Source organism: Sandarakinorhabdus glacialis (assembly GCF_014643455.1).
Lineage (GTDB): Bacteria > Pseudomonadota > Alphaproteobacteria > Sphingomonadales > Sphingomonadaceae > Sandarakinorhabdus > Sandarakinorhabdus glacialis.
In genome coordinates this window covers 178,299-195,001 of record NZ_BMJM01000001.1, presented here as the reverse complement: position 1 = coordinate 195,001, position 16,703 = coordinate 178,299, and the positions used below count along the sequence as shown (strand labels likewise).

Below are 16,703 nucleotides of genomic sequence, written 5' to 3'. Positions count from 1 at the left end.
TCTTCTTGTCGATCGCCGCCGAATGATCACCACTCGCACCCAACCGCACCCCTTCGACGCCGCCGCCGAGACCGCCGCCCTTACCACCGGCCGCACCGACATCGGCGCCATCGTCACCTTCACCGGCCTCGTCCGCGATGTCGCCCTCACCCTCGAACATTATCCCACCATGACGAATCGCCAGCTCGCCGCGATCGCCGCCGAGGCCCTTACCCGCTGGCCCGGCATCGCCGGCACCGTCATCCACCGCTTCGGCACGCTCGCCCCCGGCGACCCCATCGTCCTCGTTGCGATCGCCTCAGCCCACCGCGCCGCCGCCTTCGAGGCCGCCGAATTCCTCATGGACTGGCTCAAAACCCGCGCGCCCTTCTGGAAACACGAGGCCGGCGCCGGCTGGGTCGCCGCCAAGTCGAGCGACGACGAGGCCGCCGCGCGCTGGGACAAGCCCTAGATTCACCCCTCATAGTTGCCGCTTTCCCATCACCCGCTATTAAGTTATTACGGGTCCGAACTCATCGGGGGATACAGACCATGACTATCGAGCCAGTGCCGGCAACTACGGTAAACGCACCTTTGCCCGACTCCCCGAGCATCGTCCCATCAACGCCCAACACCTTGGTCGACGACCTCAGTCCTGCGCTCGCACGCGACTGGGGCTATGTCGCCATCCGCGGCATCCTCGGCGTCTGCATCGGCATCTTCGCGCTTGTTAACCCGATCGCCACCCTGGGCGCGCTCCTGCTGCTGTTCGTCGTCTATGCCATCGCCGACGGCCTCGCCGGCGTCATCTCGGCCATCCGCGCCGCCGGTAAGGGCAAGCCCTGGGGCTGGCTGCTCATCCAGGCCGTCGTCAGCCTCGTCGCCGCCGGCGTCATCCTCGGCATGCCGCAATTCGCGGTCCGGGTGTTCCTCTACGTCATGGCATTCTGGGCCATCCTCGGCGGCATCTCGCTGATCATCGCCGCCCTCAAGCTGCAACTCGATCACGGCCGCTGGTGGCTCGCCGCCGCCGGCGCGCTGTCGATCGTCTGGGGCGCCCTGCTGCTCACCCAGCCACTGCTCGGCGCGCTGGTGCTGACCATCTGGTTCGGCATCTACACGCTGGTTTTCGGGATCTTTTTCCTGATCCTCAGCTTCGTCCTGCGCAGCCGCTACAAAGCGGTAAAAGCCTGATTCAAACCGCGCCGGGGCGGCGGGTCCCCGGCGGCAACGGCTCGCTGCCGAAATCGAGCACCGACCGCGACACCACATCACCGAGGGCATCGACAACCAGTCGCAACCGCCGGTGCCGCGTCGAAAACGTCAGCCGAAACGTGCCGAAATCATCACCGACACCGGCCTCGCTCGACGTCGCGATCGCGCCGGCCTTCAACAACGCTTGCACATCGGCGGCGTCGATCTTCAGCCCCTCGCCGATGACTTCCGCCGGCACGGTGAAACCGCCGTCCTGTTCGATCTCGATCATCGCCTGCGCATGGTCGCTGGCAGAGCGCCACGCAAGCTGTTAAGCCCCGCACGCGGTCAGAGGATCGGGCGATCGCCGCCATGCAAATGGGGGAGGAAAGTCCGGGCTCCACGGAACGCGGTGCCGGGTAACGCCCGGCGGGGGCGACCCCAGGGAAAGTGCCACAGAGAGCAGACCGCCGATGGGCTCCCCCGGGAGTTACAGGCAAGGGTGAAAGGGTGCGGTAAAAGCGCACCGCGCGATGGGCAACCAAAGCGGCATGGCAAACCCCACCGGGAGCAAGACCGAATAGGGACGGCACGTGGGCAACCACAGGGCAGGAACCGGCCCCGTCGTCCGGGTTGGTTGCTTGAGGCTGTCGGCAACGGCAGTCCTAGAGGAATGATCGTCCAGGAGTGAAAGCTCCAGACAGAACCCGGCTTATAGATCCTCTGACCGCGCAGCGCCGCGAGCGCGCGAGCCGCGCGCCGACAGGCGCCAGCGCGGCCAGCGAGGCGGTCGGACTCCCCGACCGAACTCGTCTGACGTCAGCACGGGCTTCGCCCGTGCCCTTGCTATTCTACCCTCTCCCCCTGCGGGAGAGGGCGACTCGGCCCTTCAGCCGAGCGGGGTGAGGGGTCCCTCCCTCCCCCACAAAAGCAAGAAGGGCGCGGGCAAAGCCCCCACCATCACACAAATCCGCCGCGCTTCGCTCGCGCCGCCCCGCCGTCCGGGCCGGCGCCTGTCCCGCGCTACGCTGCCCGCCGGCCGCGCGTCGCCTAGCCAGCCCAAGGCCGCCAAGCCGCCCGTTCCCCCTCAAGCACCCCCAGCCGCTCAGCCGAAAAACCTTCCGCCAACTCCCGCGCCAAAGCTCCCGCCTCGGCCGAAATCCCGCTCCCCGAAGCCGCCGCCAGCTGCGCCCAAACCCATGCCGCACCCGGATTCGCGGTCACCCCGCTCCCCTTCGCCAGCGCCTTCGCCAATGCCAGCTGCGCCGGCGCATACCCCCGGTTCGCCGCCCGCATCCACCACGCCGCTGCCGCCGCCGGATCGGCCCGTCCGCCCCACCCCTTCGCCGCCATCACCCCCATCAGCGTCTCGGCAATCGCCGATCCATTGTCCGCCATCGGCCGCAACTCCGCCCGCGCGGTGGCATAATCCTGCCGGCCAAAGGCATCCACCCCCGCCGCCAGCGCCTCGGCATTGCTCGCCGCCACCGCCGGCCCAGCCACCAATACCGCCAGTAAAAACCCGCGAAACCACATCATCAAGCGCACCAATTCAAAATCACGCCCGCCATACCCCCTCACCCCGATCGCAGCAACGCCACCCCCGCATCGCGCTCGAACAGGTACAACAACGTCCGCGCCGCCTGCCCCCGCGGCCCCGCCAGCCCGCCATCCCGGTCCAGCAGCAACCGCGCATCATCCCGCGCCACCCCGACAAATTTCGCCGTCCGCTCGGGGTCCGCCAGCCGAAACGCCGCCTCTCCCGATTGCCTCACCCCCAAAATCTCCCCCGCCCCGCGCAGCCGCAGATCCTCCTCGGCAATCCGAAAGCCATCATTCGTCTCACGCATCAGCTTCAACCGCGCCCGCGCTGTCTCGCTCAATTCCCCGCCCCGCAGCAGCAAACACACCGACCGCCCCTCGCCGCGCCCGACCCGCCCGCGCAGCTGGTGCAATTGCGCCAGCCCGAACCGCTCCGCCGCCTCGATCACCATCAACGTCGCATTCGGCACATCGACCCCGACCTCGATCACCGTCGTCGCCACCAGCAGGCCCAGCTCCCCCGCCGAAAACGCCGACATAACAGCGTCCTTCTCCGCTGGCTTCATCCGCCCATGAACCATGCCGACACCCCCACCGAATCGCGCCTTCAGCATCGCCGCCCGCAATTTCGCCGCCGCCTCGTCCCCCGTCTCCGACCCCTCGACGAGCGGGCAAACCCAATACGCTTGCCCCCCGGCCGCGAGATGCCGACCCAATCCCTCGACGACCTCGTCCAACCGCTCGACCGCCATCACCCGCGTCTCGATCGGCTGCCGCCCCGGCGGCAGCTCGTCGATCTGCGACCCGTCCATCTCGCCATACGCCGTCAGCTGCAAACTCCGGGGAATCGGCGTCGCCGTCATCGCCAGCAAATGCGGCGGCGCCTTCGCCTTGTTCGCCAGCATCAACCGCTGCGCCACCCCAAAGCGGTGCTGCTCATCGACCACCACGAGGCCCAAGTCGTGATACTCCACCGCCTCCTGGAAAATCGCATGCGTGCCGATCAGGATATCTATCCGCCCCATCGCCAAATCATCGAGCAAATCCGCCCGCACCTTGCCCTTGTCGCGCCCCGTCAGGATCGCCACCCGGACCGGCAACCCCGCCACCAGCTTCGAAATCGTCGCAAAATGCTGCCGCGCCAAAATCTCGGTCGGCGCCAGCAACGCCGCCTGCGCCCCCGCCTCGACCGCCGCCAGCATCGACACCAGCGCCACCAATGTCTTGCCCGATCCGACATCGCCCTGCAGCAGCCGCAACATCGGCGACGCCTGCGCCATGTCGCCGGTAATCTCCCCCAGCACGCGCCGCTGCGCCCCGGTCAACGCCCAAGGCAAGCTCGCCACCATCGGCTCCGTCAGCCGCCCATCCCCCGCCAGCGGCCGCCCCCGCCGCTCACGCGTATCCCGCCGCACCAGCAGCAACGCCAGCTGGTTCGCCAGCAGCTCGTCATACGCCAGGCGATCTTTTGCCTTGCCCTCGCCGTTCAGCTCATGCGCCGCCGTCAACGCCCCGCGCCAGCCGATCCAGCCATGCCGCTCGAGCACGCTCGGCTCGATCCACTCGGGCAATTCCGGCGCCTTCTCGAGCGCCATCCCGACAATCTGCCCCATCCGCTTGTTGGTAACGCCCTCGGTCAGCGGATAGACTGGCTCGCGCAGCATCGGCCCCATCGCCTCCCCCGGCAGCGAAATCTCCGGATGCGAAATCTGCAAGGTCTGCCCATAACGATCGAGCTTCCCCGAAATCCGCCGCGTTTCCTGGATCGGCAGTTTCGACCGCGCCCAGGCCCCCGATTGCCCGAAAAACACCAGGTCTACCCATTGCCCGCCGCTATCAACCGCGCGCACCCGCAGCGGCCTCCGCGGGCCGCCGCTATCGTGCCGCACGATGGTCAGCACCGCGATAATCGGCCGCCCAACCAGCGATTCGTCGATATGGTCCACCTGCACGCGTTCGATCGCCATGATCGGCAGATGGAACAGCAGATCGACCACCCGGGTCAGCTTCAGTCGCGTTATTTGTCGCACCAATGCGCTGCCGACGCCCTTCAACGTCGCGGTCTCGGCAAACAGGGAATTGAGGATGGCGGGCCGCATTGCGCAAAGCGTTTAGCACGCAGCCCACCCATACGAAAACGCCGGCGACTAAATGGCCGCCGGCGTCCTTGTCATCCCGCAATCAGGCGTTTAGCAGCAACCCATCACCGCTTCACAGCACGCCGCTGCAATGGTGCAGCACGCGCTGGCTGCCTTCGCGACGACCGACGGATTGGTCGCAAGTGCAGATGTCGAGGCGAACAACGTGACGCTAGCCGCAATAATCAACTTTTTCATTTTAAGTGTCTCGCAAATTGAGTAGATGAACAAGATTCAATCCATTGCAATTCGCGGCGGCGGCAATTCCGGTGCCACTGAACCGTTTAGCAAGGCTTGCGCAAGGGCGGAATATGCCGCCGGCGCAGCCCAAACGATAACTACCGAAACCGGCATGAGATCGGGCAATACAAGACACGCAAGGCAAACCTGTTTGCACGCCATCGCCCCACCCGCCGGGTGGTGGCCAACCCCCTTCATATTGGCCATGGATGTCGCTGCGGCAGGAGGACAAGCCATAGCGGGCCCCGAAGTTCCGATGATGATTAACGAAACCACGACAATGGCACGTGCAAGGCTGAAAATACATCTCACGGTTCGAAAAATAGGCTAACATCCCGGACGTGACAAGACGGCGCTTGAGCCGACGTTGTCACATGCCTATGAAAGTTATTTCACTTTCCGCCGCGCTGCAGTTCTTGCAGTGCGGATTTTGCATTTTCAGCAAGAGGCGCTGCCATGGACGAACCCGTCAGCCTCGATCACCGCCTACGCCGATTGCAGTTCCGCGCGTGGCATCGCGGAACTCGTGAGGCCGATCTGATGATCGGCGGCTTTGCCGATCGATATGCCCAAGGCTGGGACGACGCCCAACTCCGCTGGTTCGAATCGTTGCTCGATGAACAGGATGTCGATGTCATGGGCTGGGCATTCGGGACAATTGTGGCACCCGAAACTTTCGAAGGCCCGATGCTGGACGCGTTGAAAAAGCTTGATTATGTCGCCGTTGCAATGCGCTGACGCCTTTCCTTTCCCTCAAGGGGGCGGGCGAGAGACGCAATGCTTGGCGCGGCCCGGGAGGGGGTGGTCTCCGCGTGGTCACGAACGCCACCCGCACCCGCCGCGCCGATATGCGCTAGTCGCCTCCCTTTTCAAGGGAAAGGCGCAACCATGATCGACCTCCGCCGGTTCGCCGCCGCCACAGCCCCCCTCACTCTCGCCCGCTGCGCTGCCGGCTTCCTTCCGTGGCTGATGGCCGACGCCGCGCGTGTCGCATCCGGCCGCGCCGTGTTCATCGCTGCCGACGACTCCAGCGCGCGCGCCCTCGCCGAAGCCGCCACCTATTTCGCCCCCGAGCTCGAGGTCATCACCCTCCCCGCCTGGGATTGCCTTCCCTACGACCGCGCCTCCCCCGGCCTGCGCATCGCTGCGGAACGCCTAGCCGCCCTCGCCGCCCTCACCGAAAAGCCCAAGTCCGCCCAGCTTCTCGTCACCACCATCAACGCCGTCACCCAGCGCACCCTCCCCCCAGCCCGCGTCGCAGCTCTCACAGCGCTAATCAAACCCGGCACCCGCATCGACCGCGACGCCCTCGCCCGCAAGCTCTCCGCCAACGGCTATGTCCGCACCGACACCGTCATCGAGGCCGGCGAATACGCCGTCCGCGGTTCCCTCCTCGATCTCATGCCCGCCGGTTCGCCCCACGCCCTGCGCCTCGATTTCTTCGGCGACGAAGTCGAAACCCTGCGCAGTTTCGATCCCGCCACCCAGCGCAGTCTCGGCGCCGCCCCCGGTTTCACGCTCCTCCCGGTCAGCGAAGTCCTTCTCGACGAGGACCGCGTCCGCAATTTCCGCTCAGGCTATCTCGAACGCTTCGGCGCCACCGCCACCGGCGACCCGCTCTACGAAGCCGTCAGCGACTCTCGCCGCCTCGCCGGCATGGAGCATTGGCTCCCCCTCTTCGAACCCGAGCTCGGCACGATCTTCGATTATATCGGCGACGCCGCGCTGATCGTCCGCGAACACGGCGCCGACAAGGCCGCCGAGGACCGTTTCGCCGCCATCGCAGATTACCACGACAACCGCACCGCCGCGCTGTCGGGCAAGAAGGGCAGCTACCGCCCCCTCCCGCCCCACGCCCTCTACCTCGCCCCCGCCGAATGGACCGCCTTCCTCAAATCGCGCACCGTCCATGTCGCCAGCCCCTATGCCGTCCCTGACGGCACGCTCAACACCATCGACTGCAACGCCGACCCGGCGCGCGATTTCGCCCCCGAACGCATCGCCCAGGGGACCGGCGGCGCCCCCGTCTATACCGCCATCAAATCCCACATCGACGCCCGCCGCAAAGCCGGCGACCGCATCATCCTCGCCAGCTATTCGAACGGTGCCCGCGAACGCCTCAAGGGCCTCCTGGCTGACGAAGGCATCACCGCCCTCGCCGACGCCGCCTCCTGGCAAGCGGCGCTGGGCCTCACCGCCAAGGGCAATGTCGCGCTCACGATCGTCCCGCTCGAACACGGCTTCACCCTCACCGAACCCAAGTCGAGCCTGCTCATCCTCACCGAGCAGGACATGCTCGGCGACCGGCTGATCCGCCGCAAGCGCAGTGCCCGCAAGGCCGACGCCTTCATGGCCGAACTCGCCATGCTCACCCCCGGCGACCTGCTCGTCCACCGCGAACACGGCATCGGCCGCTACGAGGGCCTGGTCGCCATCGAGATCGCCCGCCGCCCGCATGATTGCGTCGCGCTGACCTACGACGGCGGCTCGAAACTCTACGTCCCCGTCGAAAACATCGATGTCCTGTCGCGCTACGGCAGCACCACCGACGGCATCGCCCTCGACAAGCTCGGCGGCGTCGCCTGGGCCGCCCGCCGCGGCAAGATGAAGGACCGCATCCGCGAGATCGCGGGCGAACTCCTGTCGACCGCCGCCGCCCGCGCCCTCCGCGAAGCCGAACCCGCCATCCCCGACCCGCACGGTTACGCTGCCTTTGCCGACAAATTCCCCTATGTCGAAACCGACGACCAACTTCGCGCCATAGAAGACGTCCTTGCCGATCTCGCCTCGGGCCGTCCGATGGACCGCCTCGTCTGCGGCGACGTCGGCTTCGGCAAAACCGAAGTCGCCCTGCGCGCCGCCTATGCCGCCGCGCTTTCCGGCATGCAGGTCGCCATCGTCTGCCCGACAACACTCCTCGCCCGCCAGCATTTCGCCGGCTTCACCGAGCGCTTCGCCGGCCTGCCGATCATCGTCCGCCAACTCAGCCGGCTGGTCACGGCAAACGACGCAAAAGCCACCCGCGAAGGCCTCACCGACGGCACCGTCGATATCGTCGTCGGCACCCACGCCATCCTCGCCAAATCGATCGACTTCAAAAACCTCGGCCTCGTCATCGTCGACGAGGAACAGCGTTTCGGCGTCACCCACAAGGAGCGCCTGAAGGCCCTCAAGGCCGACGTCCACGTCCTCACCCTCACCGCCACCCCCATCCCGCGCACCCTGCAAATGGCGCTCACGGGTTTGCGCGAAATGTCGATCATCGCCACCCCGCCGGTCGATCGCCTCGCCGTCCGCACCTATGTCATGCCCTTCGACGAGGTCGTCCTCCGCGAGGCCCTCCTCCGCGAACATTACCGCGGCGGGCAATCGTTCTTCGTCGTCCCGCGCATCGCCGATCTCGCCGATATCGAGCAATTCATCCGCGAGCAGATCCCCGAGGTCAAACCCGTCACCGCGCACGGCCAGATGTCGCCGACCGAGGTCGAGGAGCGCATGAGCGCCTTCTACGACAAGCGCTACGACGTCCTCCTGTCGACAACGATCATCGAATCGGGCCTCGATATCCCGTCGGCCAACACCCTCATCGTCCACCGCGCCGATCGCTTCGGCCTCGCCCAGCTCTACCAGATCCGCGGCCGCGTCGGCCGCGCCAAAACCCGCGCCTATGCCTATCTGACCACCCCCGCCGACCAGTCGATCACCGAAGGCGCCGAAAAACGCCTGCAGATCCTCTCCGCCCTCGACACCCTCGGCGCCGGCTTCCAGCTCGCCAGCCACGATCTCGACCAGCGCGGCGCCGGCAACCTCCTCGGCGACGAACAATCGGGCCATATCAAGGAGATCGGCTTCGAACTCTACCAGTCGATGCTCGAGGAAGCCATCCTCGAAGCCCAGGCCTACGCCCGCGGCGTCAAGCCCCCGACCGAAGCCTTCAGCCCGCAGATCACCGCCGAAGTCCCCATCCTCATCCCCGAGGACTATGTCCCAGATCTCAATGTCCGAATGGCGCTCTACCGCCGCCTCAACGAGATGCAGGGCCGCCAGGATATCGACGGCTTTGCCGCGGAAATGATCGACCGCTTCGGGCCATTGCCGCTCGAAGCCGCCAACCTCCTCGCCATCATCGAGATCAAGCTCGCCTGCCTCACCGCCGGCGTCGCCAAGCTCGAGGCCGGCATCCGCGGCGGCCTCATCACCTTCCAGAATGACAAGTTCGCCAACCCCGAAGGCCTGCTGCTCTGGCTCGATCGCCTGGGTGCCCGCGCCAAGATCCGTCCGGACAACAAGCTCTTCATCGCCGCCGACTGGACAAACGACAGCGCCCGCCTGAAGGGCGCCCTCCAACTCGCCACAACCCTTTCGAAACTAGCCAGCGGCGCCGTCCTCAAACCCTCAGCCCCCAAACCCGCTCCTGCTCCCGCCAAACCCCTCCCCCCCCGCCCCAACGTCTTCAAATCCAAAGTCCGCACCCGCTAGTCGCCGCCGAAGGCGGAGAGGGACGCCCCTCCCTTCTTCAGTCGTAGGCGACGCCTTCGCGTCAACGGAGGGGCTGGGGGTGGGTGACTCTGTCACTTCCCCCCTTACTTCCCCCCTCCCTACTTCTAGGGAGGGGTCGGGGGCGGGTCCCTTCCTTCACTCCCCACACGCCCACAATAAACCAGACACCACCCCTAACCCCCGCTAAACTCCCCCGAAACGGGGGAACAAAAATGACCAGAAAACTCGGCAAAACCATCGCCGCAGCGGCCTTCCTCGCCCTGACCACCCCCGCCGCCTCAAAACCCGGCATCGCCATCACGATCTACGCCAACAACATGGCGCTCGTTCAAGACACCCGCGACCTCGCGCTGCGCGGTGGCCGCCAGACCATCGCCTTCGAAAACGTCTCGGCCCAGATCCGCTCCGAAACCGTCTCCCTCACCGCCGCCGACCTCGCGATCGTCGAGCAGAATTTCGATTTCGACCTGCTCTCCCCCGGCAAGATGATGGAAAAGGCCGTCGGCAAGACCGTCACCATCGTCCGCACCAACCCCGCCACCGGCGCCGAGACCCGCGAGCAGGCCGAAGTCCTCGCCGTCAACGGCGGTGTCGTCCTGCGCATCGGCAACCGCATCGAGGTCCTGCGCGACGACGGCCTCCCGGTCCGCGTCATCTTCGACAAGGTCCCCGACAACCTCCGCGCCAAACCCACCCTGTCGATCCTGGTCGATGCCAAGCCCGGCAACCGCCCCGCCGTGCTCAGCTACCTCACCCCCGGCCTCGGCTGGCGCGCCGATTATGTCGCGCTGTACGACGAAGCCGCCGGCCAGATCGACGTCCAGGGCTGGGTCACCCTCACCAACGCCAGCGGCGTTACCTACGACGACGCCGAAACTCTGCTTGTGGCCGGCAACCCCAAGCTGCTCGACAGCAACGACGACCAGCGCTGGCAACGCCCCCGCCCCACCATGGTCGAGGCCGGCACCGAAAGCGGCACGCGCGAACGCCTCGGCGATTATTACCTCTACCCGCTCGCGGCGCGCACAACGATCGCCAACCAGCAGACCAAGCAGGTCAGCTTCCTCGATGTCCACGGCGCCCCCGCCCGCCACGGCTACGAAGCCCGGCTCAACTGGCTGCAGACCATCGAACAACCGATCAGCACCGCCTCGGTCTATGAATTCAGCAACAGCGCGCAGGGCGGGCTGGGCGATCAACTCCCCGCCGGCATCATGCGCTTCTACCTGCGCGACAAGCGCGGCTCCCCGCAATTCATCGGCGAAAGCCGCATCGACCATACCCCGATGGGCTCGACACTGTCGCTCAACACCGGCGACGCCTTCGACGTAAAGGTCAAATCCACCACCGAAAAGCGCGAACGCATCAATTCCGACCGCTGGAAGACCGCGATGCGCTACACCCTGACCAACGCCCTGCCCAAGCCCGTCAGCGTCAAGCTCATCCAGAACGGGCTGTGGGGCGACACCCGCATCACTGCCCAGAGCCAGCCGGCACAACGCACCAACGCCGACAGCGCCATATGGACCGTGACCGTCCCCGCCAACGGCAAGTCCGAAGTCACCGCCACATTCGACACAAGGTTCTGATCCGCGCCATGTCGCTGCGGACCTGCCTGGCGCTGGCGCTCGCCGCGACTCCTGTCGCCGCCAGCGCGATCGACGTCGACGCCTCGCCGCCATCGGCCACCTCCGTCACCATCTACCGCGCCCCATGGCGTCAATCCGGCGCCCTCGATCTGGGCAACCTCGGCGGCTTCGCCCTCATCACCGAAACCCGCACCATCCGGCTTCCTGTCGGCCAATCCCGCCTCCGCTTCACCGGCGTCGTCGGCGGCATCCAGCCCGAAAGCGCCATCATCACCGGCCTCCCGAACGGCATCATCGAGAAAAACCGCGACGCCGCGCTGCTGTCCCCCTCCGCCCTCCTCACCGCCGCGACCGGCGCCCAGATCATCCTCATCCGCACCAGCCGCGCCACTGGAAAAACCGTCCGCACCCCCGCCCGCATCCGCTCCGCCACCCCCGACGGCATCGTCTTCGAAACCGCCGAAGGCGTTCAGGCCCTGCGCTGTTCCGGCGTCCCCGAGACCTTCCACTACGACCGCATTCCCGCCGGCCTGTCGTCGCAACCGACCCTCTCGGTCGCCACCACCGCCGCCCGCCCGGTCACCGCGACAGTCACCCTCTCCTACCTCGCCCAGGGCTTCGACTGGTCCGCCGACTACACCGCCACAATCGCCGCCGACGGCAAGACCCTCGATCTCGGCGCTTGGATCACCCTCGCCAACGGCAACGGCGAAAGCCTTATCGGCGCTCAGACCCAGATCGTCGCCGGCAAGCTCAACCGCGAAGCCGTCATGGCCGACGCCCCCGATCCCCCCCGAGTCATCGCCCGCTGCTGGCCGCAAGACACCACGAGCGACATCCCGGCGACCCAGAGCATCGAGCTCGTCCGCCCCTTCCCCGACGACGAAGGCGACGAGGAGGACGCAGGCGATATCGTCGTCACCGCCCAGCGCGTCCAATATGAAATGGCACCCCCGCCCGCGCCCGCGCCCGCGCCCGCGCCGCCGCCACCCCCCGAGCAACTCGGCGACCTCAAACTCTACCGCATCCCCCAACCCACCAATGTCGCCGCCCGCCAGGCCAAGCAGACCCGCCTGCTCGACCAGCCCGGCGTGCCCTTCACCCATGTCCATCTCGTCGACCTCAATGCCGCAGGCTCGACCAACGCCGTCGCCCGCAGCCTCATTCGCTTCGCCAACTCCAAGGCCGACAAGCTCGGCCTGCCCCTCCCCGCCGGCCGAGTTACCATCTTCCAGCCATCGGGCTCCCGCACGCTCTACGTCGGCGAAGCCAGCCTGCGCGACACCGCCGAAGCCGAAGACGTCGAGCTCCAGTTAGGGGAGGCCCCCGACGTCCGCCTGACCCAGGGCCGGATCGGTTACAACACCCGATCACTCGAACCCTTCCCGCCACCGCCTGCCCTCGATGCCACCTGGACCAAGGGCACGACCCTCCAGCGAGTCCGCATCAGCAACGCCGGCAGCCAGGCGATCGCGTTCGAACTCCGCCTGCAAACCTATGGCGCAACCCAGGTCACCGCCGCCAGCCACCCCATCGAAAAGAAAGACGGCCGCCCGATCTTCCGCCTCACCCTCCCCGCCAACAGCAGCGAGACTCTCGATTATATTATCACCGAATAACGATCGTCATGCTGAACTCGTTTCAGCATCCATCGCGCCGCAAGGCCAAGACCCCACCGCACCAACCTGCACGAGCCGCCAATCCTAATCCAGATTAGGCCGGCACCAGGTCTCCGCCTGCTCAACGCTGATCCCGCGCCGCTCGGCATATTCCTCCATCTGGTCCCGCCCAATCCGCGCCACCCCGAAATAACTCGATTCCGGATGCGCGAAATAGAACCCCGAGACCGCCGCCGTCGGCAACATCGCAAAGCTCTCGGTCAGCACGATCCCCGTCCGATCGGTCGCCTTCATCAGGTCGAACAAGATCGTCTTCAGGCTATGCTCAGGGCAAGCCGGGTACCCTGGCGCCGGCCGGATCCCCTTGTACTTCTCGCGGATCAGATCGTCGTTCGACTGTTTCGGCCCAGTCTCATGCCCCCAGATCTCGCGCCGCACCCGCTCATGCAGAAACTCGGCAAACGCCTCCGCCAACCGGTCCGCCAGCGCCTTGAGCAGGATGTCCTGGTAATCGTCATGCTGCGCCCGGAACCGCGCCAGATGCGGCTCGATCCCGTCGCCAGCCGTAACCGCAAAACCACCAAGCCAATCCCCATCCGGCGAAACAAAATCCGCCAGACATGAATTCGGCCGCCCCTCACGCTTGGCAATCTGCTGCCGCAAGAACGGGAATCGCGCGAGCTCTTCCGCGCGATTGTCGCCTTCGAACACCACAACATCGTCGCCCTCACGCCGCGCCGGCCAGATCGCCATCACGCCCCGCGGCCGCAGCCATTTCTCCTCGACAATCTCGCCGAGCATCTTCTGCGCATCGGCAAACAGATTGCTCGCACTCTCGCCAACCACTGCATCGGTCAGGATCGCCGGATAATTCCCCGCCAACTCCCAGGCCTGGAAAAACGGCGTCCAGTCGATATACGGGATCAACTCAGCCACCGTCACATCATCGACGGTCTGCACCCCCGTCCACAACGGCCGCATCGGCGGATTCGCCGCAAAATCCGGCTTGTAAGAATTCGCCCGCGCATCGGCGATCGACACCAAAGCCGATTGCTTCGCCCCGGCGCGCTTGATCCTAATGTCCTCATATTCCTGCGCCGTCGCCGCGACCATCTCGTCCTTCAGCGTATCGGACACCATCGTCCCCGCGACGCCAACCGCACGCGACGCATCGAGCACATGGATCACCGGCCCCTTGTACGCCGGCGCAATCCGCAGCGCCGTATGCACGCGTGATGTGGTCGCCCCACCGATCAGCAGCGGCATCGTCATCCCGGCGCGCTGCATCTCGGCCGCCACCGTCACCATCTCATCGAGCGACGGCGTGATCAGCCCCGAAAGCCCGATCATGTCGGCGCCTTCGTCATTCGCCGCCTTGAGGATCGTCTGGAACGGCACCATCACCCCCAGGTCGACCACCTCGAAATTATTGCACTGGAGCACGACGCCGACGATATTCTTGCCGATATCGTGCACATCGCCCTTGACCGTCGCCATGACGATCTTGCCCTTCGACGATGACCCGACAGTCTTCTCGGCCTCGATATACGGCAGCAGATGCGCCACCGCCTTCTTCATCACCCGGGCGGACTTGACCACCTGCGGCAGGAACATCTTGCCCTGCCCGAACAAATCGCCAACGACGTTCATCCCGGCCATCAACGGCCCCTCGATCACGTCGATCGGCCGCACCGAAACCAGCCGCGCCTCCTCGGCATCCTCGACGACGAACGCATCGAGCCCCTTGACCAGCGCATGCTCGAGCCGCTTCGTCACCGGCCAGCCACGCCATTCGTCGGTAGCCTTTTCGGCGACCTTGCCATCGCCCTTGTACTTGTCGGCGATCGCCAGCAGCCTGTCCGTCGCATCGTCGCGCCGGTTGCGCACGACATCCTCGCACGCCTCGCGCAACTCCTCGGGAATCGCGTCGTAAACATCGAGCTGCCCCGCGTTGACGATGCCCATGTCCATCCCCGCGCGGATCGCATGAAGCAAGAACACCGAATGCATCGCCCGCCGCACCGGCTCATTGCCCCGGAACGAAAAGCTCAAGTTCGAGACACCGCCCGAGATATGCGCGTGCGGGCAGCGCAGCTTGATCGCCGCGCACGCCTCGATGAAGTCGTTGCCGTAGTTGTTATGCTCCTCGATCCCCGTCGCCACCGCAAAGATGTTCGGATCGAAAATGATATCCGCCGGCTCGAACCCGATGCCCACCAGCAAGTCATACGCCCGCCCGCAGATCGACAGCTTCCGCGCCGCCGTATCGGCCTGCCCGGTCTCGTCGAACGCCATCACCACCGCCGCCGCGCCGTAGCGCATGACCTTGCGCGCGCTTTCCAGAAACAGCGCCTCGCCTTCCTTCAGGCTGATCGAATTGACGATGCCCTTGCCCGCCAGGCACTTGAGCCCCGCCTCGATGACGCTCCACTTCGACGAATCAACCATCACCGGCACCCGCGCGATGTCGGGCTCGGCCTGGATCAACTTCAGGAACGTCACCATCGCGAATTCGCTGTCGAGCAAGCCCTCGTCCATGTTGATGTCGATGATCTGCGCACCATTCTCGACCTGGTTGCGCGCCACTTCCACCGCCGCCGCATAATCGCCGTTCATGATCAGCTTCTTGAACGCCGCCGACCCGGTCACATTGGTCCGCTCACCCACATTGATGAACGACGCAACGTTAACCCTCTCCCGTTGACGCGAAGGCGTCGCCTCCGGCTGCGGGAGAGGGTGACTCACCTCTTGGTGAGCGGGGTGAGGGGTAACTTCCGTCACCGCCAGATTTTCACGCTGCAAAACTAAACGCCTCCAAGCCCGACAACCGCATAGCCGCACCTTCGCGCGGCACCATCCGCGGCGGATATTGCCCCACCGCCTTCGCCATCGCCGCAATATGCGCCGGCGTCGTGCCGCAACACCCGCCAACGATATTGACCAGCCCCTCGCTCGCCCAATCCCCGACAAGCCCACCAGTCGTCACCGGCTCTTCGTCATACTCGCCCAGGTCATTCGGCAATCCCGCATTTGGATAAACCTGGATCAGCGTATTCGCGACCTTCGACAGTGCCACCACATGCGGCCGCAATTCGGTCGCCCCGAACGAGCAATTCAACCCGACCGAAAGCGGCTTCACATGCCGGATCGAGTGCCAGAACGCCTCGACCGTCTGCCCGCTCAAATTCCGCCCCGACAAATCCGTCAGCGTCATCGACAGCATCACCGGCAACTCGCGCCCCAGCGCCTCGGCAGCTTCCGCCGCCGCAAACGCCGCCGCCTTGGCATTCAGCGTATCGAACACCGTCTCGATCAAGATGATATCGACCCCGCCTGCGACCAACGCATCGATCTGCTGGCGATAAACGTCCTTCACCCCGTCGAAATCGACTTCGCGATAACCCGGGTCGCTCACCCGCGGCGACAGCGAAAGGGTCTTGTTCGTCGGCCCCAGCGCCCCGCAAACAAAGCGCGGCTTGCCGTCGATCGCCTTCGCCCGGTCGACGCATCCGCGAATGATCCGCGCCGCCGCCAAATTGATCTCCTCGACCAGATGCTCGGCGCCGTAATCCGCCTGCGAGATCCGGTTGGCGTTGAACGTATTCGTCGCCAGCACATCGGCGCCCGCCGCAATATACGCATCGCAAACCCCGGCAATCGCCTCGGGCCGCGTCAGGTTCAACATGTCGTTGTTGCCCTTCTGGTCCATCGGCAGTGCCAGATCGCCCCGATAATCGGCCTCGCCGAACCCCAGGTCTTGGATCGCCGTCCCATAAGGACCATCCTTGATCAAAATCCGCTTGGCCGCCTCAGCGCGCAGCAAGTTCGCAATCGTCACTTAACTCCCCTCCCTTCTTCAAGGGAGGGGCCGGGGGTGGGTGACTCTGCCGCCAACACAATTC

Annotated in this window: 13 protein-coding genes and 1 other RNA gene; 8 read left to right on the top strand and 6 right to left on the bottom strand. The window is 65.7% G+C overall.

Going from position 1 to position 16,703, the window contains the following annotated elements:
- Nucleotides 1-22 precede the first annotated feature (22 nt).
- Both IEW98_RS01010 and IEW98_RS01005 read left to right on the top strand, forming a co-directional pair.
- Nucleotides 23-451 carry a molybdenum cofactor biosynthesis protein MoaE gene (locus tag IEW98_RS01010; RefSeq protein WP_188761064.1) on the top strand — a complete coding sequence of 143 codons (429 nt, stop codon included), beginning with the start codon at nucleotides 23-25 and terminating at the stop codon, nucleotides 449-451.
- 80 nt (nucleotides 452-531) lie between these two features.
- Nucleotides 532-1,173 (top strand): HdeD family acid-resistance protein, encoded by a 642-nt coding sequence (locus IEW98_RS01005; protein WP_188761063.1) that lies wholly within the window; start codon nucleotides 532-534, stop codon nucleotides 1,171-1,173.
- A gap of 1 nt (nucleotide 1,174) precedes the next feature.
- Here IEW98_RS01005 and IEW98_RS01000 read toward each other — a convergent pair whose 3' ends face one another.
- Nucleotides 1,175-1,465, bottom strand: a complete 291-nt coding sequence (locus IEW98_RS01000; RefSeq protein WP_188761062.1) for a DUF6522 family protein — start codon at nucleotides 1,463-1,465, stop codon at nucleotides 1,175-1,177.
- Nucleotides 1,466-1,521: 56 nt separating this feature from the next.
- On the opposite strand from IEW98_RS01000, the gene rnpB reads away from it, so the two are divergent.
- Nucleotides 1,522-1,904: RNase P RNA component class A (gene rnpB, locus IEW98_RS00995), an RNA gene on the top strand.
- Between the two features lie 319 nt (nucleotides 1,905-2,223).
- Here the strand turns inward: rnpB and IEW98_RS00990 are convergent.
- The 3 genes from IEW98_RS00990 to IEW98_RS00980 all read right to left on the bottom strand — a co-directional run bounded on the left by IEW98_RS00990 (nucleotide 2,224) and on the right by IEW98_RS00980 (nucleotide 5,051).
- Nucleotides 2,224-2,712 carry a hypothetical protein gene (locus IEW98_RS00990; protein WP_188761061.1) on the bottom strand — a complete coding sequence of 163 codons (489 nt, stop codon included), beginning with the start codon at nucleotides 2,710-2,712 and terminating at the stop codon, nucleotides 2,224-2,226.
- A gap of 38 nt (nucleotides 2,713-2,750) precedes the next feature.
- On the bottom strand, nucleotides 2,751-4,814 hold the full coding sequence (gene recG, locus IEW98_RS00985; RefSeq protein ID WP_188761060.1) for an ATP-dependent DNA helicase RecG: 2,064 nt from the start codon (nucleotides 4,812-4,814) through the stop codon (nucleotides 2,751-2,753).
- A 90-nt stretch (nucleotides 4,815-4,904) separates the two neighbouring features.
- A complete protein-coding gene (locus tag IEW98_RS00980) occupies nucleotides 4,905-5,051 on the bottom strand; it encodes a hypothetical protein (RefSeq protein WP_188761059.1) in 147 nt (48 codons plus the stop codon).
- Nucleotides 5,052-5,076: 25 nt separating this feature from the next.
- Here IEW98_RS00980 and IEW98_RS00975 point away from each other — a divergent pair, with 25 nt between their 5' ends.
- From IEW98_RS00975 to IEW98_RS00955, 5 genes are all read left to right on the top strand, one after another.
- Nucleotides 5,077-5,424 (top strand): hypothetical protein, encoded by a 348-nt coding sequence (locus IEW98_RS00975; RefSeq protein ID WP_188761058.1) that lies wholly within the window; start codon nucleotides 5,077-5,079, stop codon nucleotides 5,422-5,424.
- Nucleotides 5,425-5,549: 125 nt separating this feature from the next.
- Nucleotides 5,550-5,831: an FAD assembly factor SdhE gene (locus IEW98_RS00970; RefSeq protein ID WP_188761057.1), complete on the top strand. Its 282-nt coding sequence runs from the start codon at nucleotides 5,550-5,552 to the stop codon at nucleotides 5,829-5,831.
- A gap of 150 nt (nucleotides 5,832-5,981) precedes the next feature.
- The gene (mfd, locus tag IEW98_RS00965) at nucleotides 5,982-9,572 is read left to right on the top strand and encodes a transcription-repair coupling factor (RefSeq protein WP_188761056.1); all 3,591 of its coding nucleotides are present in this window, start codon (nucleotides 5,982-5,984) and stop codon (nucleotides 9,570-9,572) included.
- A gap of 233 nt (nucleotides 9,573-9,805) precedes the next feature.
- Nucleotides 9,806-11,182: a DUF4139 domain-containing protein gene (locus tag IEW98_RS00960; RefSeq protein ID WP_188761055.1), complete on the top strand. Its 1,377-nt coding sequence runs from the start codon at nucleotides 9,806-9,808 to the stop codon at nucleotides 11,180-11,182.
- Nucleotides 11,183-11,190: 8 nt separating this feature from the next.
- Nucleotides 11,191-12,801, top strand: a complete 1,611-nt coding sequence (locus IEW98_RS00955) for a DUF4139 domain-containing protein (RefSeq protein ID WP_188761054.1) — start codon at nucleotides 11,191-11,193, stop codon at nucleotides 12,799-12,801.
- A gap of 84 nt (nucleotides 12,802-12,885) precedes the next feature.
- On the opposite strand, the gene metH is transcribed toward IEW98_RS00955, so the two are convergent.
- Both metH and IEW98_RS00945 read right to left on the bottom strand, forming a co-directional pair.
- Nucleotides 12,886-15,468: a methionine synthase gene (metH, locus tag IEW98_RS00950; protein WP_243450490.1), complete on the bottom strand. Its 2,583-nt coding sequence runs from the start codon at nucleotides 15,466-15,468 to the stop codon at nucleotides 12,886-12,888.
- Nucleotides 15,469-15,592: 124 nt separating this feature from the next.
- On the bottom strand, nucleotides 15,593-16,639 hold the full coding sequence (locus IEW98_RS00945; protein ID WP_188761052.1) for a homocysteine S-methyltransferase family protein: 1,047 nt from the start codon (nucleotides 16,637-16,639) through the stop codon (nucleotides 15,593-15,595).
- Between the last annotated feature and the right edge of the window lie 64 nt (nucleotides 16,640-16,703).